The following is a 22,975-nucleotide window of genomic DNA, read 5'->3' on the forward strand; positions in this document are numbered from 1 at the left end:
TCGAAGACGAAGACGCAGCGCTTGCGCGCCGACACCGGCAACTCCACGCCGGCCAGCGCCGCCACGCTCCGCGCCCGCGGCCCGGCGGCGTTGACCGCCGTGCCGCAGTCCAGCCGACGCCCGTCGGCCAGAGTCACCGCCGTCACCCGGCCCCCGTCCAGCGTCATGCCGGCCGCCTCCCCGGCGATGAAGTTGGCGCCCAGCGCCTTGGCCTTGCGCCGGAACGCCTGCATCAGGCTGTAGCCGTCGAACCACCCCTCGCCCGACAGCCCCAGGGAGCCCAGCGCGATCCCCTGCGTGCTCAGCCACGGGAAGCGCGCCGCCAGCTCGTCGGGCGCCAGCAGCGCCACGTCCACGCCGCTGGCGCGCTGCACCGCGTGGTTGGCCTCCAGCACGCCAACCCCGGCCGGCGTCGCGAGGTACAGGTAGCCCGGCTCCCGCAGGCCCAGGTCGACCGGATCGCCGTCCACGGACAGGTGCCGCGTGGCGTCGCGGATGAACTCCAGCCCGAAGCGGGACAGCGCGATGTTGGCCGGCGTCGAGAACTGCTGCCGGATCGAGCTGGCCGACAGCGCGGAGGACGCGGTGCGGTAGGACGGGTCGCGCTCCACCACCGCGACGGTGCCGGCGAACCCAGGCTCGCTCATCAGGAAATACGCGGTGGCGCAGCCCATGACCCCGCCGCCGACCACCACCACGTCGAACCGCTCGCTCATCCCTGCCTCTCCCCGATTGTTTCTTGCCCCCACCCTATCCCTCCCCCGCTGGGCGGGGGAGGGGATTTCAGCGGTTTACGATCAGCCCCACGCCCGCCACCGCCAGCGCCGCGCCGATCCAGGCGCCGGGGGACGGCGCCTGACGGGTCAGCGCCCACAGCATGGGCAGGATCAGCACCGGGCTGGTCGCCGACAGGGTGGCGACGACCCCGGCGTTGCCGAACTTCAAACCCACCAGCAGCAGCGTCATGCCCAACCCCAGGCCCAGCGCGCCGTTGGCGACCACCATGCCCAGCACGCGCGCGGTCAGCCCGGCGCCGAACAGCGGCCCGCCGCCCGGCCGCAGGCCCCAGGCGACCAGCAGCAGCCCCGACATGCCGACGCGCACGGCGGCCCCGGCGATGGGGTCGGCGCCGGTCTCCAGCGCCGGCTTGGCGATGATCGACCCGGCGGCCTGACAGAAGGCGGCGAACAGGCACACCGCGACGGCGGAGGCGAGGCCGCCGCGCACCGCCTCCCACTCGTGCGAGCCGCCGCGGAACGCCACGGCCAGCATGACGCCAGCCGTGACCAGCACGATCCCCGCCCAGGTCCACGGCCCCAGCGCTTCGCCCAGCAGAGTCCAGCCGAGCAGCGCGGTGATCGGCGCGTTGGTGGCGTAGACGACGACGTTGCGCCGCGGCCCCAGCCGCCCCAGCGCCCAGAACAGCGCCGTGTCGCCCAGCACGATGCCGACCGCGCCGGACAGCCCCAGCCACAGCGCCTGCTCCGCGCTCAGCCGCTCCCACCCGCCCAGTGCGGTGGCCAGCGCCGCCAGCAGCGCGAAGACGATGATCATGCGCAGCCGGTTGAAGGCGAGCGAGCCGATGGCCCTGACCGGGCCGATGGCGATCAGCCCGCCCGCCGCCCAGCACAGCGCGGCCCCCAGGGCGGAGAGGTTGGCAAGGAGCATGGTGTCCATGCCCGGCAACCTACGATGGGGAAGGGGGCGCGGCTATGGTGCGGAGTGCATGGCTGTGCTGAGTCTTGCCCCCCTACACCCTCACCAGCCCGTACGGCCGCCCGGTCTCCTTGGCGATCGTCTGCGCCACGTTGAACACCGGGGTGCCGCGCGGCGTGGTGCCGGAGTAGCGGCCGTGGTGGGCGTGGCCGTGCAGCACCGCCTTCACGTGGTGGTGGTGGCGGTCGATGGTCTCCGCCAGCCGCGAGGAACCCAGGAAGGGGAAGATCTGCGACGGCTCCCCCTCCACCGTCTCCGCGATGGGGGCGTAGTGCAGCAGCACCACCGTGCGTTCGGTGTCCAACTGGCGCAACGAGGATTCCAGTTTCATCGCCTCGTTCACCGCCTCGTGCACGAACTGCTTGATGGCCGGCTCGCCAAAGGCGTCCAGCATCAGGTTCTCGAAGCCGCCGGCGAAGCCCTTCACCCCGGCGAAACCCACCCCCTTGATGACGTGCGGTGTGCCGTCGTCCAGCAGGCAGACGCCGGCCTGCTCGAAGATGTGCCGCACCTCCTCCACCGCTCCGCACTCGTGGTCGTGGTTGCCCAGCACGCCGACGACGGGGATGTTCAGGCCGCGCAGGTCCTCGGCCAGCACCTCGGCCTCGCGCACCTTGCCGTGGTTGGTCAGGTCGCCGCACAGCGCCAGCACGTCGGCCTTCTGGGCGATCTCCTGGAACAGCTCGCGGAAGGGGTGCACCGCCGTCTCGCCGACGTGCAGATCGCCCAGGCCTGCGACGGTGATGGTTCCTTCGTCAGTCCCGCTCATACTTCAGCTCCCCCTCCCCGGCGACGTCGGCGAAGCCCCATTCGGCGACGTCGATCTGGTAGTCCTCGCGCGAGAACAGGCGGCCCCGGCAGATCTTCATCTGCGGCACCGGCAGCTTGGCCCGCTCGTGCAGGCGGCTCAGCAGCTCGTCCACCAGCCACTCGGGGATCAGGTCGCGTTCGGTCGGGTAGATGAAGCGGAAGTTCAGCGCGTGGATCAGCAGCACCTCCCAGTACTGCTCCATGTGCGACAGCAGGCGCTTCCAGTCGATGGCGGCGTGCTGGCGCAGGATCAGGTGGGCGACGTCCGCCCCGTCGTACTTGTGGCGGATCTGCACGAAGGCCTTGGAATAGATCAGCTCCGTCGGCGGGATCAGCTGCACCTCGGTGCCGTGGATGAGGGCGGTGTGCTTCTCCTCGAACCAGCGGTCGGTGACCGGATTGATGCAGACGGCCGAGTTGAAGATGACGTCGAAGAAGCGGTCGCCGTCGAACACCTTGCCGATCCAGCGCTCGTCCTCGATCTCCGTGTGAAACCCGCGCTCCTGGAACCAGGTAAGGATACGCGGGAAATCGCCGGCCTTGCAGAACACGTCGATGTCCTTGGTCGGCCGGCTTATGCCTGTGTAGGAGCACACGGCGTAGGTCCCGCCCAGCAGGAAAGGAACCTTCGATTCATTCAGCAATTTCAGGCTCTTGGCATAGAACGCCTCGGCCTCGGCGGAGGCCGGCGGGGTGCCGGAGTGCGGTGCGGTGGTGGTCATTGGCCCTCTTGCGTGCGGCGTTTCAGCAGCAGCGGCCCATGCGGCCGTCCTTACCGCCGTAGCGCCGCTCCTGGCAGTCGCGGAAGAATTCCTCGTAGGACATGAACGGTTCACCGGGGTGGTTGGTCCGCCAGTGGGCGACATAGGCGTCGTAATCCGGCACGCCCACCATCAGCCGCGCCGCGCGCCGCATGCGCGCGTACAGGTCGAAGGCTTCCTGCATGGCCGTCACTCCGCGCCGCGCGGCATGGCGCCGGCCGGCGCCGCGGCCGTGGCGACGCCCGGTTCGTACCCCACCTCGTGCACGGTGACGTTCGGGTCGGCCAGCGCCCGGCGGATCCAGGCGATGCCGTAGCCGACCATGGCCAGCACGACGATGATGAACAGCGCGCACAGCCCGGCGTCGATGTAGTCGTTGAAGATGATGCGGCTCATCTCCTCGGCGTTCTTGGCCGGGGCCAGCACCTGCCCGGCCGCCTGCGCGTCGGAGAAGCGCGTGGCATGCGCCAGGAAGCCGATGCGCGGGTCGGGGTGGAACAGCTTCTGCCAGCCCGCCGTCAGCGTGCAGGCCAGCAGCCACGCCGTGGGCACCAGCGTGACCCAGGCGTAGCGTTCCCGCTTCATCTTGAACAGCACGACCGTGCACAGGATCAGCGCGATGGCGGCCAGCATCTGGTTGGAGATGCCGAACAGCGGCCACAGCGTGTTGATGCCGCCCAGCGGGTCGACCACGCCCTGGTACAGGAAATAGCCCCACGCCCCCACCGCCATCGTGGTGGCAACGAGGTTGGCCCCCCAGCTCTGCGTCGACTTGAAGGCCGGGACGATGGTGCCGAACAGGTCCTGGATCATGAAGCGCAGCACGCGGGTGCCGGCGTCCACCGTGGTCAGGATGAACAGCGCCTCGAACAGGATGGCGAAGTGGTACCAGAAGGCCATCAGCGCCGGCCCGCCGATGAAGCCCGACAGGATGTGCGCCATGCCCACGGCCAGGGTCGGCGCCCCGCCGGCGCGCGACAGGATGGTCGATTCGCCGATGTCGCGGGCCATCTGCTCCAGCGCGTCGGGCGTGATGAGAAAGCCCCAGTTGCTCAGCGCCGTCGCGGCCGAGGCCGGCGTGGTGCCGATGGCGGCCGGCGGGGCGTTCATGGCGAAGTAGATGGCCGGATCCAGCACGCAGGCGGCGATCAGCGCCATGATGGCGACGAACGATTCCGTCAGCATGCCGCCATAGCCGATCATCCGCGCCTGCGTTTCCCGCTCCAGCATCTTGGGCGTGGTGCCCGACGCGATCAGCGAGTGGAAGCCGGACACCGCCCCGCAGGCGATGGTGATGAACAGGAACGGGAACAGCGAGCCGGAGAACACCGGGCCCGATCCGTCGATGAAGCGCGTCACCGCCGGCATGCGCAGTTCCGGCATCACCACCAGGATGCCGATGGCGAGGCCCACGATCGTGCCGATCTTCAAGAAGGTCGACAGGTAGTCGCGCGGCGCCAGCAGCAGCCACACCGGCAGCACCGACGCGACGAAGCCGTAAGCGATGATCATCAGCGCCAGCGCCTCGCCGCTGTAGGTGAAGGCGGCGGCCATCGCCGGATCCTCCGCCACGTGGCCGCCGTACCAGATGGCCGCCATCAGCAGGATGAAGCCGATGACCGACATCTCCATGATGCGGCCGGGGCGAATGAAGCGGGTGTAGACGCCCATCAGCATGGCGATGGGGATTGTGGCGAACACCGTGAAGGTGCCCCACGGGCTGTGCGCCAGCGCCTTGACCACCACCAGCGCCAGCACCGCCAGCAGGATGATCATGATCAGCATGACGCCGATCAGCGCGATGACGCCGGCCACCGGCCCCATTTCGGACCGCACCATGTCGCCCAGCGTGCGCCCGTCGCGCCGGGTGGAGGCGAACAGCACGATGAAGTCCTGCACCGCGCCGGCCAGCACCACGCCCACCAGGATCCACAGCGTGCCCGGCAGATAGCCCATCTGTGCTGCCAGCACCGGCCCGACCAGCGGCCCGGCCCCGGCGATGGCGGCGAAATGGTGGCCGAACAGCACGTACTTGTCGGTGGGCACGTAGTCGAGCCCGTCGTTGTACCGCACCGCCGGGGTCAATCGCGCGTCGTCCAGCCGCAGCACGCGGTGCGCGATGAAGCGGCTGTAGAAACGGTAGGCCAGCGCGTAGGTGCACAGCGCGGTCACCACCAGCCACAGCGCGTTGATGGTCTCCCCGCGGCCCAGCGCCACCGTTCCGGCGGCGAACACCAGCGCCGCGGTGACGGCGATCCAGCCAGCTCCCGAAAGCACTCTGTTCATGGCTCGTCTCTTCCCCGATGGCGCCGCATCCGGTCGCGGCGGCGCATGCCGCACCTCAACAGCGCGACCGCGCGAAAGAGCACGGGAGGGTTGTGACGAACGGGGCGTTCAGTCGCCGGTCTTCGCGGCACCCCCGCTCGCGACGAAGCTGTAGTAGGCGGCCATCAGCGCGTCGATCATCGGCGTGACGCGCACCGGCTTGTGGTGCAGCACGGCGTCGATCAGCGCGGCGGCGTGGCGCGGCTCGTCCGAGGTGTCGCCGGTCAGCACGATGACGGGCAGCACGGGGAAGGCCTGGCGCACGCGGACCAGCGCGTCGGTGCCGGACGGCGGCTGGCGGAAGCGGAAGTCGGTCACCACCGCGCACACGGTGTCGCGCTCGGCCTGCGCCAGCCCGTCCAGCCCGTCGATGCCCGTGCATTCGATCGGCCGCAGGCCGAGCCCGGCGAGGAACGCCGAGAATCCCGCCCGCACGAGATCGTCGTCGTCAATCACCAGCACGGATATGTCAGGAGATCCTGCCGTCGGCGTGCTCAAGATGGGCCGTCCACGGGGTGTTCGGAAAGTCGCCGTGGCAGGAAGCATTACGAGAATCTGAAGAACTGACAACCGGAAATCCGGTCATACCACCTTGCGCTGTGCCTCTTGTTTCGTCGTGGACACGGATGGCCTGCATTGTTTCAATGAACACATGTGTATTTTTGCTTTGAAATCATGCCGGGATCCGGCGGAACCGCGCCGCCGTACGTCCGTTTCCCTCGACAGGAACCAATCGGAGGGTCCGGAGCATGAGGACGGTGTTGCGCGGCGCGGGGCTCGCGCTGCTGATCGCCGGCGGCGCGGCGCTGCCGGCGGCGGCGCAGAGTGCGGGGCAGGGGAGTGCGGGGCAAGGGAGTGCAGGTCTGGGGGCGACCGGCGGTGCCTGCGGCGACCTGATCGACCGCTTCGCCGCCGCGCAGAACCTCTCGGCCGGGCCGCCGCCCACGGTGACGCCGCCCGGCGCCACCGGCCTGCCGCCGGGCACGGCGGGCAGCAGCGGCGAGGCGGAGGGCGGCGTCACCTCGCGCGACCTCGCGCGCTCGGGCGGTGTGATCGCGCCGCCGGCCGTGGGCGGCGCCATGGTGATCGACCCGCCGCGCCCGCGCACCGAGACGATGCCGACCGCCCCCGCCATCCGCCCGGACGCCGGCCCGACGGCCGAGGCGCAGCCGCCGGCCGGCGGCGCCATGGGGCAGGCGGCCGTGCGCGCGCAGATGGAGGCGCTGGTCACCGCCGGCCGCGACGCCGCCCGGCGCGGCGACGAATCGCAGTGCATGGACAGCCTGAACAAGGCCCGCCGCCTGTCGGAGACCGGGTCCGGCGCCGGCACCCGTCCGGAAGGGGGCGGCTGATGGGCGGACCCTGGCCGCCGACCCCGCCGCCGCAGGAACCGCCGCCGATGCCGCCCCCCGGCGTGCCCCCCGACGTGCCCGGTGACCCCGCCCGCCCGCCGATCGACGAACCCCCGGCCCCCATCCCCGTGCCCCCGACCGAGCCTCCGCCGGTGCCGGAGCGGGTGGCGTAGGGTACGTTTTGCCCCCTCCCTAACCACAGCCGCCCGCAAGTCGGGCGGCTGCGTTCCGCCTACGGTCGCCTTCGGCGCCCGTCCGGCTTCGCCGTCGGCTCCACGCCCCCGCCCAGGGCGGTGGAGGGGACTGCCGCCGCTCTACCCTCCACCGCAACGCGGGGGAGGGTGGCTGAGCGCTAGCGAAGCCGGGAGGGGGCACCCCTCGCCACGGCTTTTTTCCACCCCCGCCGTCTTGCCACGGCGCCCGCGCGCGGCGATCTGTGCTAGAAGGGCCAGAACCCCAGACAGCCGACAGATCGAGCACCGCCTGCCATGATGCGCCAACCGCCCCGCCACGTGTACCGCCAGCCCACCGTGCTGGCCACCGGCGTCCAGGTTACCTTGAAGTGGTTCGACCCCGCCCGCGGCTTCGGCTTCGTCCGTTCCGCCGACGGCACGTCCGACGCGCTGCTGCCCGGCGCCATCCTGCAGGCCGCCGGCCACGACACGCTGCCCGACGGCTCCACCCTCGTCGTCGACCTCGTCGGCAGCCGCAAGGGCGCGCAGGTCAGCGCGCTCCACTCCGTCGACACCTCCACGGCCCGCCCTGCCAGCAAATCCGCCACGGCCAAGTCCGCACCGCGCCCGCGCACCGACGCGCCGCGCGGCCCGCGTCCGGGCTTCGAGCAGCCCGAGCGCGGCCGGCCCACCGGCGACCGTCCCGAGCCCAAGCGTTTCGACCGTGACCGGCCCGACCGGGGCGCCGACCGTGACCGGCCTGATCGGGGCGCCGACCGGGGTCCGCGCCGTGGCCCGGCGCCGCGCGACGCGGCGTCCGGCCCGACGACGGAGGTGGACGGCACGGTGAAGTGGTTCGACACCACCAAGGGCTTCGGCTTCATCGCGCCGGACGGCGGCGGACGCGACGTCTTCGTGCACGTCCGCGCGCTGGAGCGTTCCGGCCTCGCCGCCCTCAACGAGAAGCAGCGCGTGCACCTCACCGTCCGCCAGGGCGAGAAGGGCCCCGAGGCCGTGAGCGTCAAGCCGGAATAGGCGCTACCGCTCCGTCACCCAGATGCGGTCGGCGGGGTCGGCCTGTCCCTCGCCCCGCTCCCCGTCCTGCTCCACCGACCGCATCCGGTCGGCGGCTTCGCGCAGGTGCTGCTCGCTGGCGCTGGGTGGGTTCTGCACGCCGGAGTCCGGCCCCGGCGGCGGGTTCACGCCGGGGGCGGCGCCGCCGACCGAGGTCTCGCCCGCCAGTTCGCGGCAGGCCTGGTCCCAGTGCTCGCCGTGCCGGCCCTCGGGGCGTCCCTCGCGCTCCCAGATGGCGTAGGCGCGCTCGCGGATGCGGGTTTCCTCGTCCATGGTGCCCTCCCCCGCTCAGTCCTGCGCCCCGTCGCGGTCGGGCCGCGAGGGTTCGGAGATGCGCTCCAGCGTGTCCTCGACCGACTGGGTGTTCTTGGCGTCGGTGGCGAGGTCGCCCAGCGAGACGATGCCGACCAAACGGTCGTCGCGGTCCAGCACCGGCACGCGGCGGATCTGCTGGCCGGACATCAGGCGGGTCACCTCCATGACCGGGTCGTCCTCGTAGCAGGTGCGCGGGTCGTCGGTCATCACCTCCGACACCCGGCACTGGTCGGGTGCGATGCCGGCCGAGGTGGCGCGCACGGTGATGTCGCGGTCCGTGACGACGCCGACCAGCCGCCCGCCGTCGCACACCGGCAGCGCCCCGACGTTCAGCTCGTCCATCATCTGCGCGGCCCGGCGGATGGTATCGTCCGGCGCCACGGTCTGCACGTCGCGGGTCATGATGTCGCTGATCTTCATGCGCCGTCCCCTGGGAAATGCGGTTTCGTCCCCGGGAAAACAGCGGCTCCCGCCGCTTCGTCCCGCCCTACGCCACCGGCTCAGGCGTGTTAGCGCGGGCGGCGCGGGCGCGGTAGGCGGCGACGGCCTCCTCCGGCGCGTCGGGCGCGACGGCGCGGCCCAGCGCCTCGGCCAGTTCGTCCAGCCCAACCAGGGCGGCGTCCAGTTCGCGCCGGGCCTCGGCCGGGCGGCCGGCGACCAGCAGCCGCTCCGCCTCGGCCAGCGTCCGGCGCAGGCGCAGGGCGCCCATGCTGCCGGCGCTGCCGGCGGCGGCGTGCGCGGTGCCGCGGGCCGCGTCGGCGTCGCCGGCCGCCAGCGCGCCCCGCGCCGCCGCCAGCATGCCGGCCAGCGATTCCAGGAAGTCGCCCAGCAGCCCGCGCACCTCGGCGCCGAAGCCGCCGAAGGCGAAGGCGATGATCTCCGGGTCGAACACCGGCGGCTCGTCGCCGGCCGGGCGCGTCGGCGCCGGTGCGCAGGGCGCGCACGTCGCCATGGCCCCGCCCGCCCTCGGACTCGGCGCCCAGCGGGCGAGCGCCGCCAGCAGGTCGTCCGGGCGGAAAGGCTTGGCGACCACGTCGTTCATGCCGGCGGCGCGGCAGGCCTGGTTGTCGGCCACGCTCGCCGCCGCCGTCAGCGCCACCACCGGCAGCTCCGCGGCGCGGCCGGGCAGGGCGCGGATGGCGCGGGTGGCGGCCAGCCCGTCCATCTCCGGCATGTGCATGTCCATGAGCACGAGGTCGAACGCGTCGCGCGCCACCGCCTCCAGCGCCGCGCGCCCGTCGCCGACGACGGTGACGCGGTGCCCCTGCCGTTCCAGCAGCGCCGTGGCGACGCGCTGGTTCACCAGCGTGTCCTCGGCCAGCAGGATGCGCATGGGCGGCAACGGGGCGGCGGCCGGCGCGCCAAGCCCGGCGGCGGCCGGGGCCACCGGGAACGCCAGCTCGAACCAGAAGCGGCTGCCAGCCCCCGGCGTGCTTTCCGCGCCGATGGCGCCGCCCTGCAGCTCGACCAGCCGCTTGCAGATGGCCAGCCCCAGCCCGGTGCCGCCGAACCGGCGGGAGATGGAGCTGTCGGCTTGGCTGAACGACTGGAACAGCTTGCCCATCGCCTCGGCCGGGATGCCGATGCCGGTGTCGGTGACCGAGAAGGCCAGCCGCACCGCCTCCTCCCCACCGTCGCCATCCTCCCGCCCGATGACCGCCACGGCCACGCCGCCGGCCCCGGTGAACTTCACGGCGTTGCCGATCAGGTTCAGCAGCACCTGGCGCAGCCGCACGGGGTCGCCGACCACCGCCGCCGGGGCGGCGTCGTCCACCGACAGGGTCAGCGCCAGCCCCTTTTCCTGCGCATCCGTCGCCATCAGCGCCGTCACCCCGCCCAGCGTCTGGCGCAGGTCGAAGGCGACGCGGTCGAACTCCAGCCGCCCGGCCTCCAGCTTGGAGAAGTCCAGCACGTCGTTCAGGATGGCCAGCAGCGCCTCGCCCGACTGGCGGATGGTGTCGGCGTAGTCGCGCTGGGTGCCGTCCAGCGGCGTGTCCAGCAACAGGTGCGCCATGCCGATGATGCCGTTCATCGGCGTGCGGATCTCGTGGCTCATCACCGCCAGGAACTCCGACTTGGCGTTGCTCGACGCCTCCGCCGTCTCCTTGGCCTCGCGCAGCTCCTCGCGGTTCAGGCGCAGCGCCTCGCTCTGCTCGTGCAGCTGGCGGGTGGCGTCGCGGAACACGGTCAGCGCATGCGCCATGTCGGTGATCTCGTCGCCGCCGGACACCGGAATGGGCGTTTCCAGCCGCCCCTGCGCGATCTCCCGCATGGCGCCGGCCAGGGCCTTCAGCCGGGCGACGATGCCGCGCCCCAGCGCCAGCCACAAGAACAGCGCCGGCCCCAGCACGGTGGCCGCGGCGATGACCAGCACCAGCCGGCGTCCCTCGCGCAGCTCCTCCTCGGCGCGCACGCTGCTGCGCTGCGCCTCCACCTCGGCGGCGTCGACGAGGCGGCCGACGATGATCGACACGCGTGCGATCAGGTTGTGGTTCTGCCGGGTCAGCGCTGCGATCTCCGGCGCCAGCCTCAGCTGCCCCTCGCGGATGTCGAACAGGTTGCCCTCGCCCGATCCCAGGCCGGCCACCGCGTGCGCCACGGCGCGCAGCGGCTCGTGCTCCGGCCCCGGCGGCAGGGTGGCGCTCAGCCCCTCCAGCCGGGCGGCGTGCTGCACGAAGTCGCGCCGGGCGGCGGCCACGGCGTCCAGCTGCGTCGCCGTCTCGCCGCGCGCCAGCCGGTCGAACAGCAGCTCGACCAGCCGCAGCGCCTCCATCAGCGGCGCGGTGGCGGGCAGCGGCGGCACGCCCGTGGCGTCGTCCGGCATCAGCCCGCCCAGCGCCGCGCGGTGGTCGATGCGCAGCCGCTGCAGCGCGTCCTGCGCCTCCTGTAGGCGCTGGCCCAGCGTCAGCCGCCGCTCCGCCAGATTGTCCTGCGCGGTGACGTTGGTGGTCAGCGTGTCGATCAGCGAGCGCAGCTCGGTGAACTCCTCCGCCCGCGCCGACGGCGCCCGGCCCAGCTGGTCCAGCAGCCGCTTCAGCCGCTGCCCCTGCTGCTGGAGGGCGAAGGCGGTGGTCTCGCGCTGAAGATGGTGCTCGGCCAAGTCCAGGCTGGGCAGGGCGGCGGTCAGCCGGCTCGACGCCTCGGCCAGCTTCAGCGCGCTGGAGACGCGCGGGAAGCTCTGCCCCATGACGACGCCCAGCAGCCCCTCGACCGTGTTGTAGGTCAGCCAGCTCACCGCCCCGCCCAGCAGGGTCATGGCGGCCACGCCAAGCACCGCCGCGAACAGCTTGGCGCGGATGCCGAAGCGCATGCGTGGTACGGGCGTGGCGGGTTCGGTCACGAATCGGGCCCCAAAATCGGAAGTTCGGGATGGTGCACCAGACAACCCGCGACTTGCGAGCGGTTTTTGGGCGAGCGGCTTCTGAGTTCGGCAAACCAGCGTTGCATACTGCCCCATAGCCACCGGCATAACGTTTGTGGCCGGCCGCCGCTTCGCCTATGTTCGGCGCCGTGGTGCGAGGGCGGGGGATCGCGCATGAAGGGCATCGTACGGGTTCTGACGGGCGGCCTGCTGCTGGCAGTGTCATCCGGGGCCGCACCGGCGGCGGCGCAGATCGCCACCGACGGCACCGTCGGCCCGGCGCGCACGCTGACTGGCCCACACGCAGTGATCGGCGCGGAGCTGGGCACCATCAAGGGCGGTAACCTCTTCCACTCCTTCTCCACCTTCGGCGTCCCGACCGGCGGCAGCGCCACCTTCACCGGGCCGTCCGGGCTCAGCAACGTGCTGGCCCGCGTCACCGGCGGCAGCCCGTCGTCCATCGACGGCAGGATCGCCTCCACCGTGCCCGGCGCCGCGGTCTTCCTGTTCAACCCGGCCGGCATCGCCTTCGGGCCGAACGCCACGCTGGACGTGCCGGGGTCCTTCCACGCGGCGGCGGCCGAGTCGCTGGCCTTCTCCGACGGCGGCCGGTTCGACGCGCGCACGCCGTCCACATCCGTCCTCACCTCCGCCGCGCCCACCGCCTTCGGCTTCGCCACCAACCCGGCGGCCAACCCGGCGCCCAACTCGGCGGCGGTCACCAGCACCGGCGCCACCCTGGCGGTGAAGGCCGGCAACGCGCTGTCGCTGGGCGGCGGCTCGGTCACCGTGGACGGCGGCACGCTGGCGGCACCCGGCGGCACGCTGTCCCTCACCGCCACCGGCGCGGTGACGGTGAAGAACAAGGCCGCCGTCTCCACCAACGGGGCGGGCGGCGGCACCGTGCGCATCGTCGGCGGCGCCGTGGTGGTGGAGGGTGACGGCGTGGTCAGCGCCGACAACACCGGGGCTTCCGACGCCACGGCCGGCGTCACCGTCACCGCTGGCCGGGTGGACGTCAGGGGCGGCGGCAAGATCACCGCGCACGCGGGCGGGGCGGGGAAGGGCGGCACCGTCGCCCTCACCGCCGATCAGGTGGTTCTGTTCGGCGACGGGCGCACCATCAACACGGTGGTCGCCGCCCGCTCGCTGCGCGGCGCCACCGGCGACGCGGGCCGCGTGGTGATCCGGGCCAAGACGCTGGAGGTGCGCTACGGCGCGCAGATCAGCACGTCCAGCCTGGAGCGCGGCAACGCCGGCGAGATCCGGGTGGACGCCGACCGCACCCTGCTCAGCCACGACAACGGCGAGATCGGCTCCGGCACCGGCCTGTTCAGCCTGGCGTCGGCCACCACCGGGGGGGCCGCCGGCTCCATCACCGTGGCTGGTGCTGCGCTGGAGATCCGCGGCGGCGCGCAGATCAGCGCCCGCACCGGCAGCAGCGGGCGCGGCGGCACCGTCACCGTCACCGTCGACCGCCTCAGCCTCGTCGGGCTGTGGCACACCGACGGCTCGATGATCAGCAGCATCAGCTCCGGCGACGGCGACGCCGGCAGCATCACCATCACCGCCAAGGACGTGGAGCTGCGCGACGGCGGCCGCATCCTCAGCTCCACCCGCGGCAGGGGCAACGGCGGCACCATCAGCATCACCGCCGACCGCATGGTGCTGGACCGGGGCGGCGACGCGCTGGCGGCGGGCGACGTCGGCATCACCGGTGTCGGCAGCAACGCCACCGCCACCTCCACCGGGCACGGCGGCACCATCCGCATCGCGGTCGGAGAGATGGAGATCCGCCGGGGCGCCATGGTCACCACCAGCACGGCCAGCCGCGGCAACGCCGGCACCGTGTCCATCGATGCCGGATCGCTGACCGTCGACGGCAGCGGCGCGCGCAGCTTCACCGGCGTCAGCTCGGGCAGCGACTCGGCCGACGCCAGCGGCGGGGCGGGCGGGGCCATCACCGTGCGGGCCGGCACGGTCGCGCTGTCCAACCGCGGCGCCATCGCCGGCACCAGCGTCGGCGGCGGCGACGCCGGCAGCATCACCGTGGACGCCACGGACCGCTTCACCAGCCACGGCGGCACCGTCGCCACCTCCACCACCCGGTCGGACGGCGGCAACATCCGCATCACCGCCGGCACCCTCTTCCACCTGTCCGACGGGCAGGTGACCACCAGCGTGGCCGGCGGCGCCGGCAACGGCGGCAACATCAGCACCGGCTCCGCCTTCGTCGTTCTGCGCGACGGCACGGTGTCGGCCAACGCCTGGGGCGGCAACGGCGGCAACATCCGCATCACTGCCGGCAACCTCGTGGCCAACCCGGACAGCCGGATCGAGGCCTCTTCCGAACGCGGCGTGTCTGGCACCGTGTCCGTGCAGGCGCCGGGCAGCCAGGTGGGCGGCAACCTGACGCCCCTGAAGGCGGAGTTCGTCGACGCCGCCACCCTGCTGCGGGCCAGCTGCGCCACGCGGGAGGCGGGGGCCGGCTCCAGCACCCTGACCGGCACCGGCCGCGGCGGTGTCGCCGCCATGCCCGACGCGCTGCTGCTGGCCGGCTCCGGCGCTGACACCGCTGTGCATTCCCTGACCGTGGCGTGCAAGCCATGAGGGCGGGCGTCGCGGGGGCGCTGCTCGCCCTGCTGTTCATCCTGACCTCCCCCGCCCACGCCGGCCCGGCCGATGTGGAGGCGCTGGACGGCGCACTGGCGCGCTCCGGGCGCCCTCCGGCCGAGCAGGCGGAACTGCTGCTGAAGCGCGGCGACGCACTGGCACGCCTGGGCTTCCTGCCGCGCGCGGTGGACGACTACCGCCGCGCCCTCGATCTGGCCGCCGGCAACGACACGCTGGCCCGGCAGGCGCACGCCGGCCTGGGTGCGGCGCTGCTGCGCCAGGGGGAGCGGGAGGACGCCCGCCGCCACCTCGACGCCTGCGTGTCTCTGGCGCAAGGTGCGGGCGATCGCGCCGCGGCGTCGGCCGCGCAGGTCGGGCTGGGCGTGCTGCACGGGCTGTCGGCGCAGCCGGCCGAGGCGCGCCGCAGCTTCGAGGCGGCGCTGCGCGACGCCGACGCCGCCGGCCGCCCGGCGGTGGCCGCGCGCGCCGCGCTGAACGCCGCGCGGGTGTCGCTGGACGCGGGTGACGCACCGGCCGCGCGCGGCTGGCTGGGGCAGGGGGCCTCCCGCCTGGACAAGCTGGGCGAGGATGCCGAGGCGCCGCTGCTGCTGGTCGCCTTCGCCCGACTCACTGCCCGCGCCGACGGCCGCAACGGCGACCAGACGGTGTACGAGACGCTGAGCCGCGCCGCCGCGCTGGCGCAGCGGCTGGACGACCGCCGGGCCGAGTCCTTCGCCTGGGGCTACCTGGGCCAGCTGTACGAGCGCGCCGGCCGCGCCGCCGACGCGCGCACGCTGACCGACCGCGCGGTGGCCGCCGCCGTGGCCGCCCGGGCGCCGGAGAGCCTGTACCTGTGGGAATGGCAGTCGGCTCGCCTCGCCGCCGCCCGCAACGAGGCGAAGGCGGCGCTCGACGCCTACGCCCGCGCCGTCGGCACGCTGGAGGAGGTGCGCGGCGAACTGGCCGGCGACGCCCTCCAGGGGGCAAGCGTCTTCCGCGAGGCGATCGAGCCCGTCTACCTCGGCTACGCCGAGCAGCTGCTGCGTCAGGGCGGCGATGGTGGCGGCGACGACCAGGGCACGCTGCGCCGCGCCCGTGCCGTGATGGAACAGCTGAAGGCGGCCGAGCTGGAGGACTACTTCAAGGACGACTGCGTGGCGTCGCTGGACTCGCGCTCCCGCCCCATCGATCGGGTGGCCGAGCGCACCGCCGCCATCTACCCCATCCTGCTGCCCGACCGGGCGGAGCTGCTGGTCGGCATCGGCGACCAGATCCGCCGCGTCACCGTGCCGGTCGGCCGCGCCGCGCTGACCCGCTCGGTCAACGAGTTCCGCGGTTTCCTGGAGAAGCGCGCCACGCACCAGTACATGGACCGCGCCAAGCAGCTCTACGACTGGCTGGTCCGCCCGCTGGAGCCGCTGCTGGCCGAGGCGCGGGTGGACACGCTGGTGATCGTGCCGGACGGGCCGCTGCGCACCATCCCGCTGGCCGCCCTGCACGACGGGCGCGACTTCCTGGTGCGCCGCTACGCCGTGTCGCTGTCGCCGGGCCTGACGCTGATCGACCCGCGCCCGCTGCCGCGCGAGCGCGCCTCGGCCCTGCTGGCGGGCCTCAGCGTGGGCGTGCAGGGCTTCCCGGCGCTGCCGCAGGTGCGGGACGAGCTGGCCAAGATCGCCGAGATCTACCCGGCGCGCACGCTGATGGACGGCGACTTCCTGGGCGACGGGCTGGCGGCGGAGCTGCGCCGCACCCCCTACAACGTCGTCCACATCGCCTCGCACGGCGAGTTTCTGGGCGAGCACCGCAAGAGCTTCCTGCTCACCTACGACGGCCGCCTGACGCTGGACCGGCTGGAGGCGCTGGTGCGCCTGGGCCGCTTCCGCACCGACCCGGTGGAGATCCTGGTGCTGTCCGCCTGCCGCACGGCGGCCGGCGACGACCGCGCCGCGCTGGGGTTGGCCGGCGTGGCGATCAAGGCCGGGGCGCGCAGCGCGCTGGCCAGCCTGTGGTATGTCAGCGACGAGGCGTCGGCCGACCTGATGCAGGCCTTCTACCGCACCCTGCGGCACGGCGACGCATCCAAGGCCCAGGCGGTGCGCCGCGCCCAGCTGGCGCTGCTCGACAACCCGCGCTTCCGCCACCCGTTCTACTGGGGCGCCTTCGTGCTGATCGGCAACTGGCTGTAGGCGGTTGCATACGCCCATAGGCGATCAACTGACCCCTTTCCACAACCATGGAGAAGGGCTATATTTCACCTATGGGACACCCCTGACCGTCGGGGACCGTGACGATGAAACTGAAGACCGCTTCCTGGGCCGTGGCCGTACCGTTGGCGATGCTGCTGACGGCGCCGCAGGTCGTGCCGCAGCCGGCCAGCATGGCCGGGCTGGTGCCGGTCGCCGCCGCCGCGGAGACGCGCGCCGCGCAGCGTCCAATCGTCTACAACCCCTCCAAGCGCGGCACCCCCGCCACCCGCGTGGCCAGCCACACCCGCGCCGCCGTCGATTCGCCCCTGGTTCTGGCGCTCGCCCCCTATGACACGGGCGAGACGACGCTGGCCCAGCCGACGCTCTACTGGTACGCCTCGCGCCCGGTGAATGCCAAGGTCGAGCTGACCATCGTCGAGGAAAAGACGCAGAAGACCGTGCTGGAGGTGGCCGCCGATGGCCCCGTGGAACCCGGCATCTGGGCCTTCCCCATCGGCGTGCACCGCATCGCCCTGGTGCCGGACGTGGAATACCGCTGGTCCATATCCGTGGTGCGCGACGCCAAGCAGCGCTCGCTGGACCTGTTCGCCAGCGGCACCATCCTGCGCGTCAGCCTGCCGGGCCAGCTCGCCGCGCAGCTGAACAAGGTCGGCCCGTCGGAGCTGCCGTTCTTCCTGGCCAGCGCCGGCCTGTGGTACGACGCGCTGGCCGTGCTGTCGGTGCAGATCGCCAACAACCCCGCCGACCGCAATCTGCGCGACATGCGCGCCAGCCTTCTGGAGCAGGTCGGCCTTACCGAAGCCGCCGCCTACGACCGGGTCATCTGAACGGCTCCGCTTGACGCAGCGCCCGGCGTGCGGGAACCCTGCGGCATGACCGGCCCCGATCCCAGCCCCGCCCTCAGCCCCGACCAGGCGCTGCTCGCCGCGCTCGACCACCACCTCTCCGGCCGCACGGCCGAGGCTGCGGAACTTTACGCCCGCATCCTTGCGGTGGTGCCAGACCACGCCAACGCGCTGCACCTGTCGGGCGTGCTGGCCGCGCAGACCGGCGACGCCGCGGGCGGGGTGGCGCGCATCGCCCGCGCGGTGGCGCTCGCCCCCGACGTGGCCGACTACCACGGCAACCTCGCCAAGCTGTTCCGGGCCCAGGGCCGAACCGGACCGGCGGCGGCGTGCCTGCGGCGCCTCCTCGCCCTGCACCCGGACGCGCTGGAAGCGGCGGCGACCCTCGGCGTGCTGGAGCAGGAGGCCGGGCGCCCCGCGGCCGCGGCGGCGGCCTTCCGCCGCGCCCTGGCGCTGCAGCCCGACCTTGCCGAGATCACGCTGCGCCTCGCCACGCTGCTGCCGCAGGACGCCGTTCCGGCCATGGTGCGCCGCGCCGCGCGGCTGAACCCGCTCGACCGGCGGGCGTGGTCGGTGCTCGGCGCCGCGCACCGCGCGCTGGGCCGGCACGCGGACGCCTTGGCCGCGTTCGAGGCGGCGCTGGCGCTCGACCCCGCGGATCTGGCGGCGCTCGGCACGCACGCCAACGCCACCAAGGACCTCCGCCGGCTGGACGAATCGCTGGCCGCGCACGGCCGCGCCGACCGGCTGTCCGGCGGCGACCCGACCATACGCTGGAACCGCGCGCACGCCCTGCTGCTCGCCGGGCGGCTGGAGGAGGGATTCGCCGCGCACGAGGCGCGCTGGCTGGCGCGCGGCTTTCCCACCGCGCCGCGCGGCCTGCCGCAGCCGCTCTGGCGCGGCGAGGACATCGCCGGCCGCACCATCCTCCTGTACGAGGAGCAAGGGCGCGGCGACGTCATCCAGTTCGTCCGCTACGCCCCGCTGGTGGCGTCGCGCGGCGCGCGGGTGGTGCTGGAGGTGGGGGCGGACCTTGTCGACCTGGTGCGCTCCGTGCCGGGCGTCGACGCCGTGTTCGCCCGTGGCGAGCCGCTGCCGCCGGTGGACGTGCAGTGCCCGCTGCTCAGCCTGCCGCACGTCTTCGGCACCACGCTGGCCAGCGTCCCCGCCAACGTTCCCTATCTCTCCGCCGACCCGGCGCGCGTCGCCGCGTGGCGCGGCCGTCTGGCCGGCGACGCCGCCGGGGCGGAGCTAAAGGTGGGGCTGGTCTGGGCCGGCAACCCGGCCTTCGCCACCGACCGCGAGCGCTCGCCCGGCTTGGCCGCCCTGCTGCCGCTGCTGGAGGTGCCGGGCGTGCGCTTCTACGGCTTGCAGCTCGGCCCCGGCCGCGACGCACTGGCGGGGCGTGCGATGCCGCCAGCCTTCACCGATCTGGCGCCGCACATCGCCGACTTCACGGACACGGCGGCGATCATGGCCAACCTGGATCTGGTGATCTCGTCCTGCACGGCGCCCGCCCACCTCGCCGGGGCGCTCGGCCGGCCGGTGTGGGTGCTGCTGTCCTTCGCGGCCGACTGGCGCTGGCTGGCGGAGCGCGCGGACAGCCCCTGGTACCCGACGGCGCGCCTGTTCCGCCAGCCCCGTCCCGGCGACTGGGCGGCCGTGGCGGCGGCGGTGCGGGCGGCCCTGGAGGAGACGGTGCGAGGAGCGGCGCTCAGCGCGCCAGCGTGATGCGGAAGTGCACGCCGCGGTCCTGCAGGCTGCGCGGGCCGGGCAGGTCCACGTCGCGCAGGCCGTGGCCGTAGTACACAACGACGCTGGCGCCGGGCAGCGGCGCCCACAGCACGCCGGTGCCGACGCTCCACACCGATCCCGGCCCGGCCGCGTCGCCGCGGCGGTTCCAGGCGCGGCCGGCGTCGGCGAACGCCGCCACCTGCACCGCGCCGGTGTCGCCGCCGCCGTCCGCCAGCGCTGCGTGCGCCACCGGCACCCGCAGCTCGACCGACCCGACCAGCGCATTGTCGCGCACCATCAGGTTCTCGCGGTAGCCGCGCACGCTGGCCAGCCCGCCGACGGCGAAGCGCTCGATGGTGGGCAGCGCGTCGCTGGCCAGCTGCACGTCGCCGCGCAGCACCAGTTGCACGCCGCCGTCGCCGAAGCGGCGGGCGAACTGCACCTGCCCCAGCCACGCGGCGAAGCGGCCGTCGGCCGCCCCCTCCTTGCGCGTGGCGCCCATGACCGGCAGGCCGACGCTGAAGGTCGAGCGCGCCGCCAGCACCGTGTCGGTGCCGCGCGTCGTCCATGACTGCGCGGCGCGCAGCACGCTCACCGTCGTCGCCCCGTTCTCGGCCTCGGCCGAGAAGCTGAACGGCTCGCCCAGCAGCCAGTTCTCGCTGCGCCGGTGGGCGAAGGTGAGGTCGAGCGTCGCCGCCTCCGTCGCCGTGCGGTGCACCGGCTGGCTGATCCCGGCCTCCAGCGTCCGCGTCTTCGACACGATGTCCAGCGCGGAGAACGGCGCCTCCACCACGCGCGCCTTGATGCTGTCCACCGCCAGCCGCACGCGGGTGTCGGCCGCCGTGACCGGCATCTCCACGGCCGCCCCCAGTTCGGTCGTGCCGCGCGTGCGGGCGAGGCGGAACCAGCTCTGGTCGCCCCAGCCGCTGAGGTTGCGCAGGCCCAGGTCGCCGCGCGCCCCGGTGCCGCCGGTGGTTGGCGAGCGGTCGTTGGAAATGGTGACGCCGCCGCCCAGCAGCGGCGCTTCCCGAACGCCCAGCGCCAGCACCCCCTCGCCCGGCCGCAGGCCCGGCGCCAGCCGGGCGTCCAGCCGGTCGACCAGCGGGTCCTGCAGCAGCACCTCGACTCCCTCGCGCAGGCTGTCGATATCCAGCGGCGGCCCGGCCCGCCGCTCCAGCCGGCGCACGACGTAGGCGGGGGCCATGCGCTCCAGCCCGCTCACCTCGATGGCGGTGAGGCGGCCCTCCACCACCTGCATGGTGACGATGCCGTCGCGCACCGTCTGGTCGGGCAGCACGACGCCGGAGTTGATGAAGCCCCGGCGCACGTACAGCGCGGTCAGCGCCCGGCGCAGCTCCTCCAGCTCGGCCGCTCCCATGTCGCGGCCCAGGTACGGGGCGGCGGTGGCGCGCAGCTCGTCCGTCGGCAGCGCCGTGTTCCCCACCACGCGCAGCTCCGTCACTCGCACGCGCGGCTCGCCGGCGATGGCGGGCGGCCGTTCGGATGGCGGCGGCGGCGGCAATTCGAAGGGCTGCGGCCGGGCGAACCCCGGCAGCGCCGGCCGCGCGTCGCCCGGCCGTTCGGCCGGCAGAGTCTCGGCCGGCTGGGCTGCCAGGGACCCGGACAGCAGGGTCGGTCCAACGGCGCTCAGCAGTGCGAGGAGCCGGACGGAACGCGGGTGGCGGCGGGAAAAGGGCACGATACGCAAGTGTACGGTGGGCGGGCGCCCGCCACCATAGTGGCAAAGCGCGCCGCCCGCAAAGGCCAAACGGGAGGCTGTTTTCAGCCCTGCATCGTCACGTTGCAGTCATATGAAAATATGTGTCCCTGGGCTGTGCTACACCTGCGGGCGCAGGGTCAGGCGCACCTCGCCGCCGTCCGTGTGCTTGTCGACGCACTCCCACGCGCGCTCCTCCAGCTCGGGATAGAGCAGCATGGGATCGCGGTCGTGGTGGACGACGATGGGGCCGGGCTCGCCCTGCTCGATCAGGCGGATGACGGCGGTCATCGGGCCCGGCGGGGCGAGGCCGCGCACCTCGATGTGCAGGGCGTTCCCCTCGCGCCACGTCTCGCCGGGCATGCGGACGACGGCGGCGGGGGCGGCCGTGTCGGTGCTGCCGCCCTCGCGCTTCAGGCAGATGCGCCAGTGGCCGGGCGCCAGCTCGCGCCCCACCGACATGAAGCCCTTGCCGGCCAGCACGCGGCGCAGCGGCGCCGGGTCGAACGGCGCGTCCAGGATGAAGAAGGCGCCCGGCGGCACCTGGGTGGAGGCGTGCATCACGGTCGCGAACGGGTCCTGCCCCTGCGTCAGCAGCGGCCGCACGTCCAGCCGCGCGCCGCAGTTCTCCTCGGCCTGGGCGAACCAGTCGTGCGCCGGGGCAGCGCCGGGCGTCGGGGCCGGGGTGGGGGCGGGCGCGGCGCCGCGCACCAGGGCGATCAGCCGTTCCACCGGCGTGCCGGCGATGGTGGCGGCGTCGTCCAGGCGGATCAGCGCCGGCAGGCGGTGCGCGCTCAGCAGCCGGCTCAGCGCGTTGTCCGCGCCCAGCGCTGCGGTGATGCGGCCGGCGGCGGCGGGGTCGGCGCGCAGCGCGTCGGACAGCAGGGATTCGGCGGACAGGTCGGTGGTGGACGGCATGGCGGGACCTTCTGACTCAACGTGCCCAGTAGAGAGGATCAACCCCGAAGACGAAGCGGTGCGCCTCCAGCACCACCGCCCAGGCGGCGACCCCGGCCAGCAGCCGCGCCCAGCCGATCTCGTGCCAGACGAACCGCTGCCGCCCGGCCAGGATGGCGGCGAAGGGGACGACGCTGGTCTCCTCGCGGAACGTGCGGGCGGCGGCGCTGCGGGCGCGGCGCAGCACCCAGTCGTTCTTCACCATGGCGAACAGCGCGATGGCCGCCATGGTGGCGAACAGCACGACGCGCCGCGCGTCTCCCGTGGCCTGCAGGTGCAGCACCGCCCACAGCAGCAGCCCCAGCGAACCGGGGAAGCGGGTGACGCGGTAGATGCCCGCTGGCTCGCGCGGCGACAGCGGCTCGCCGGCCTTGGTGGACAGCCGCGCGGCGATCAGCACGAAGGCCATGGGCATCAGCGCCACCGCCAGCTGGTGCGCCCAGCCGGCGGGGGTGAAGAAGAAGCCCGCGGTGTCCCCCGCTGTGTCCACATCGCGGTAGGCCACCACGAACAGCGTCAGCGCGGCCAGCGACAGGACGGAGTGCAACGCCATGAACCCCGGCCGCCCCAGCCGCGCCACCAGTGCCGGCCGCACGCCCGGCCAGGACGGCACGGCGTGGCTGACGAACAGCAGGAGAGCGGCGGCGAGGTACAGGGAGGTCGGCATGGGTGGGGTTCTTCCGGTGCAGACGCGATCCTACACCCCGCAACGTGGGGTCCCGTCTTGACGAGCGTCAAGCGTGGCTGTGGAACGGGTTCTTGGGACACGGAAGAACACCGATAAACACAGATGGTGTTCATGGATACCTGGATCCGTGTTCATCCGTGGCCCGCATCGCGGGCATCTGTGTCCATCCGTGTCACGAAAAACCTACCCTGCCATCGGCACCGTCACGAAGAAGCCCGATCCCTTCCCCGCGCGCGACCGCAGGGCCATCGGGTGGTCGAGCAGGGCCGCCGTGCGCTGGGCGATGGCGATGCCGAAGCCGCGGCGGCGGTCGGAACGGCCGGTCGC

20 protein-coding genes are annotated in these 22,975 nt (G+C 73.4%); 7 read left to right on the top strand and 13 right to left on the bottom strand.

The window, feature by feature from the left end:
• From VED21_RS01760 to VED21_RS01790, 7 genes are all read right to left on the bottom strand, one after another.
• The coding region (locus VED21_RS01760) for an FAD-dependent oxidoreductase (protein ID WP_324880586.1) at positions 1-716 on the bottom strand (716 nt) is incomplete at its 3' end.
• Between the two features lie 67 nt (positions 717-783).
• Positions 784-1,677, bottom strand: coding sequence for a DMT family transporter (locus VED21_RS01765; protein WP_324880587.1), 894 nt, complete (start codon positions 1,675-1,677; stop codon positions 784-786).
• A 73-nt stretch (positions 1,678-1,750) separates the two neighbouring features.
• On the bottom strand, positions 1,751-2,485 hold the full coding sequence (locus VED21_RS01770) for a metallophosphoesterase family protein (protein WP_324880588.1): 735 nt from the start codon (positions 2,483-2,485) through the stop codon (positions 1,751-1,753).
• Positions 2,472-3,248, bottom strand: a complete 777-nt coding sequence (locus VED21_RS01775) for a hypothetical protein (RefSeq protein WP_324880589.1) — start codon at positions 3,246-3,248, stop codon at positions 2,472-2,474. The genes VED21_RS01770 and VED21_RS01775 overlap by 14 nt, the downstream gene beginning before the upstream one ends.
• Positions 3,249-3,270: 22 nt before the next feature.
• Positions 3,271-3,471: a YbdD/YjiX family protein gene (locus tag VED21_RS01780; RefSeq protein WP_324880590.1), complete on the bottom strand. Its 201-nt coding sequence runs from the start codon at positions 3,469-3,471 to the stop codon at positions 3,271-3,273.
• 5 nt (positions 3,472-3,476) lie between these two features.
• Positions 3,477-5,573, bottom strand: coding sequence for a carbon starvation CstA family protein (locus VED21_RS01785; protein ID WP_324880591.1), 2,097 nt, complete (start codon positions 5,571-5,573; stop codon positions 3,477-3,479).
• Between the two features lie 108 nt (positions 5,574-5,681).
• The gene (locus VED21_RS01790; protein ID WP_324880592.1) at positions 5,682-6,074 is read right to left on the bottom strand and encodes a response regulator; all 393 of its coding nucleotides are present in this window, start codon (positions 6,072-6,074) and stop codon (positions 5,682-5,684) included.
• A 287-nt stretch (positions 6,075-6,361) separates the two neighbouring features.
• Between VED21_RS01790 and VED21_RS01795 the strand changes: the two genes are divergently transcribed.
• From VED21_RS01795 to VED21_RS01805, 3 genes are all read left to right on the top strand, one after another.
• Positions 6,362-6,964 (top strand): hypothetical protein, encoded by a 603-nt coding sequence (locus VED21_RS01795; protein ID WP_324880593.1) that lies wholly within the window; start codon positions 6,362-6,364, stop codon positions 6,962-6,964.
• A complete protein-coding gene (locus tag VED21_RS01800; RefSeq protein ID WP_324880594.1) occupies positions 6,964-7,137 on the top strand; it encodes a hypothetical protein in 174 nt (57 codons plus the stop codon). The genes VED21_RS01795 and VED21_RS01800 overlap by 1 nt, the downstream gene beginning before the upstream one ends.
• Before the next feature lie 315 nt (positions 7,138-7,452).
• The gene (locus tag VED21_RS01805) at positions 7,453-8,172 is read left to right on the top strand and encodes a cold shock domain-containing protein (RefSeq protein ID WP_324880595.1); all 720 of its coding nucleotides are present in this window, start codon (positions 7,453-7,455) and stop codon (positions 8,170-8,172) included.
• 3 nt (positions 8,173-8,175) lie between these two features.
• Here the strand turns inward: VED21_RS01805 and VED21_RS01810 are convergent, their stop codons facing one another.
• The 3 genes from VED21_RS01810 to VED21_RS01820 form a co-directional block, all read right to left on the bottom strand.
• Positions 8,176-8,484 (bottom strand): DUF2934 domain-containing protein, encoded by a 309-nt coding sequence (locus VED21_RS01810; protein WP_324880596.1) that lies wholly within the window; start codon positions 8,482-8,484, stop codon positions 8,176-8,178.
• 15 nt (positions 8,485-8,499) lie between these two features.
• Positions 8,500-8,946, bottom strand: a complete 447-nt coding sequence (locus tag VED21_RS01815; protein ID WP_324880597.1) for a CBS domain-containing protein — start codon at positions 8,944-8,946, stop codon at positions 8,500-8,502.
• Between the two features lie 67 nt (positions 8,947-9,013).
• The gene (locus tag VED21_RS01820; RefSeq protein WP_324880598.1) at positions 9,014-11,866 is read right to left on the bottom strand and encodes an ATP-binding protein; all 2,853 of its coding nucleotides are present in this window, start codon (positions 11,864-11,866) and stop codon (positions 9,014-9,016) included.
• A 195-nt stretch (positions 11,867-12,061) separates the two neighbouring features.
• On the opposite strand from VED21_RS01820, the gene VED21_RS01825 reads away from it, so the two are divergent.
• The 4 genes from VED21_RS01825 to VED21_RS01840 all read left to right on the top strand — a co-directional run bounded on the left by VED21_RS01825 (position 12,062) and on the right by VED21_RS01840 (position 19,283).
• A complete protein-coding gene (locus tag VED21_RS01825) occupies positions 12,062-14,497 on the top strand; it encodes a filamentous hemagglutinin N-terminal domain-containing protein (RefSeq protein ID WP_324880599.1) in 2,436 nt (811 codons plus the stop codon).
• A complete protein-coding gene (locus tag VED21_RS01830) occupies positions 14,494-16,686 on the top strand; it encodes a CHAT domain-containing protein (RefSeq protein WP_324880600.1) in 2,193 nt (730 codons plus the stop codon). The genes VED21_RS01825 and VED21_RS01830 overlap by 4 nt, the downstream gene beginning before the upstream one ends.
• Positions 16,687-16,790: 104 nt before the next feature.
• Complete coding sequence (locus VED21_RS01835) at positions 16,791-17,534, top strand: DUF928 domain-containing protein (RefSeq protein WP_324880601.1); 744 nt, start codon at positions 16,791-16,793, stop codon at positions 17,532-17,534.
• A 45-nt stretch (positions 17,535-17,579) separates the two neighbouring features.
• On the top strand, positions 17,580-19,283 hold the full coding sequence (locus VED21_RS01840) for a tetratricopeptide repeat protein (protein WP_324880602.1): 1,704 nt from the start codon (positions 17,580-17,582) through the stop codon (positions 19,281-19,283).
• On the opposite strand, the gene VED21_RS01845 is transcribed toward VED21_RS01840, so the two are convergent.
• The 3 genes from VED21_RS01845 to VED21_RS01855 form a co-directional block, all read right to left on the bottom strand.
• Positions 19,267-20,985, bottom strand: coding sequence for a ShlB/FhaC/HecB family hemolysin secretion/activation protein (locus VED21_RS01845; RefSeq protein ID WP_324880603.1), 1,719 nt, complete (start codon positions 20,983-20,985; stop codon positions 19,267-19,269). The genes VED21_RS01840 and VED21_RS01845 overlap by 17 nt on opposite strands.
• A gap of 138 nt (positions 20,986-21,123) precedes the next feature.
• Positions 21,124-21,921 carry a DUF2249 domain-containing protein gene (locus VED21_RS01850; RefSeq protein ID WP_324880604.1) on the bottom strand — a complete coding sequence of 266 codons (798 nt, stop codon included), beginning with the start codon at positions 21,919-21,921 and terminating at the stop codon, positions 21,124-21,126.
• 16 nt (positions 21,922-21,937) lie between these two features.
• Positions 21,938-22,627 (bottom strand): NnrU family protein, encoded by a 690-nt coding sequence (locus VED21_RS01855; RefSeq protein WP_324880605.1) that lies wholly within the window; start codon positions 22,625-22,627, stop codon positions 21,938-21,940.
• Positions 22,628-22,975: the final 348 nt, after the last annotated feature.

Origin of the sequence: Azospirillum sp. (assembly GCF_035627195.1) — a bacterium.
GTDB lineage: Bacteria > Pseudomonadota > Alphaproteobacteria > Azospirillales > Azospirillaceae > Azospirillum.

Excerpts from the sequence above, each read along its gene's own strand:
- VED21_RS01795 (WP_324880593.1), top strand. The coding sequence starts at position 6,362 with ATGAGGACGGTGTTGCGCGGCGCGGGGCTCGCGCTGCTGATCGCCGGC.
- VED21_RS01785 (WP_324880591.1), bottom strand. The coding sequence starts at position 5,573 with ATGAACAGAGTGCTTTCGGGAGCTGGCTGGATCGCCGTCACCGCGGCG.
- VED21_RS01805 (WP_324880595.1), top strand. The coding sequence starts at position 7,453 with ATGATGCGCCAACCGCCCCGCCACGTGTACCGCCAGCCCACCGTGCTG.
- VED21_RS01770 (WP_324880588.1), bottom strand. The coding sequence starts at position 2,485 with ATGAGCGGGACTGACGAAGGAACCATCACCGTCGCAGGCCTGGGCGAT.
- VED21_RS01850 (WP_324880604.1), bottom strand. The coding sequence starts at position 21,921 with ATGCCGTCCACCACCGACCTGTCCGCCGAATCCCTGCTGTCCGACGCG.
- VED21_RS01765 (WP_324880587.1), bottom strand. The coding sequence starts at position 1,677 with ATGGACACCATGCTCCTTGCCAACCTCTCCGCCCTGGGGGCCGCGCTG.
- VED21_RS01810 (WP_324880596.1), bottom strand. The coding sequence starts at position 8,484 with ATGGACGAGGAAACCCGCATCCGCGAGCGCGCCTACGCCATCTGGGAG.
- VED21_RS01840 (WP_324880602.1), top strand. The coding sequence starts at position 17,580 with ATGACCGGCCCCGATCCCAGCCCCGCCCTCAGCCCCGACCAGGCGCTG.
- VED21_RS01830 (WP_324880600.1), top strand. The coding sequence starts at position 14,494 with ATGAGGGCGGGCGTCGCGGGGGCGCTGCTCGCCCTGCTGTTCATCCTG.
- VED21_RS01780 (WP_324880590.1), bottom strand. The coding sequence starts at position 3,471 with ATGCAGGAAGCCTTCGACCTGTACGCGCGCATGCGGCGCGCGGCGCGG.
- VED21_RS01775 (WP_324880589.1), bottom strand. The coding sequence starts at position 3,248 with ATGACCACCACCGCACCGCACTCCGGCACCCCGCCGGCCTCCGCCGAG.
- VED21_RS01800 (WP_324880594.1), top strand. The coding sequence starts at position 6,964 with ATGGGCGGACCCTGGCCGCCGACCCCGCCGCCGCAGGAACCGCCGCCG.
- VED21_RS01815 (WP_324880597.1), bottom strand. The coding sequence starts at position 8,946 with ATGAAGATCAGCGACATCATGACCCGCGACGTGCAGACCGTGGCGCCG.
- VED21_RS01835 (WP_324880601.1), top strand. The coding sequence starts at position 16,791 with ATGAAACTGAAGACCGCTTCCTGGGCCGTGGCCGTACCGTTGGCGATG.
- VED21_RS01855 (WP_324880605.1), bottom strand. The coding sequence starts at position 22,627 with ATGCCGACCTCCCTGTACCTCGCCGCCGCTCTCCTGCTGTTCGTCAGC.
- VED21_RS01825 (WP_324880599.1), top strand. The coding sequence starts at position 12,062 with ATGAAGGGCATCGTACGGGTTCTGACGGGCGGCCTGCTGCTGGCAGTG.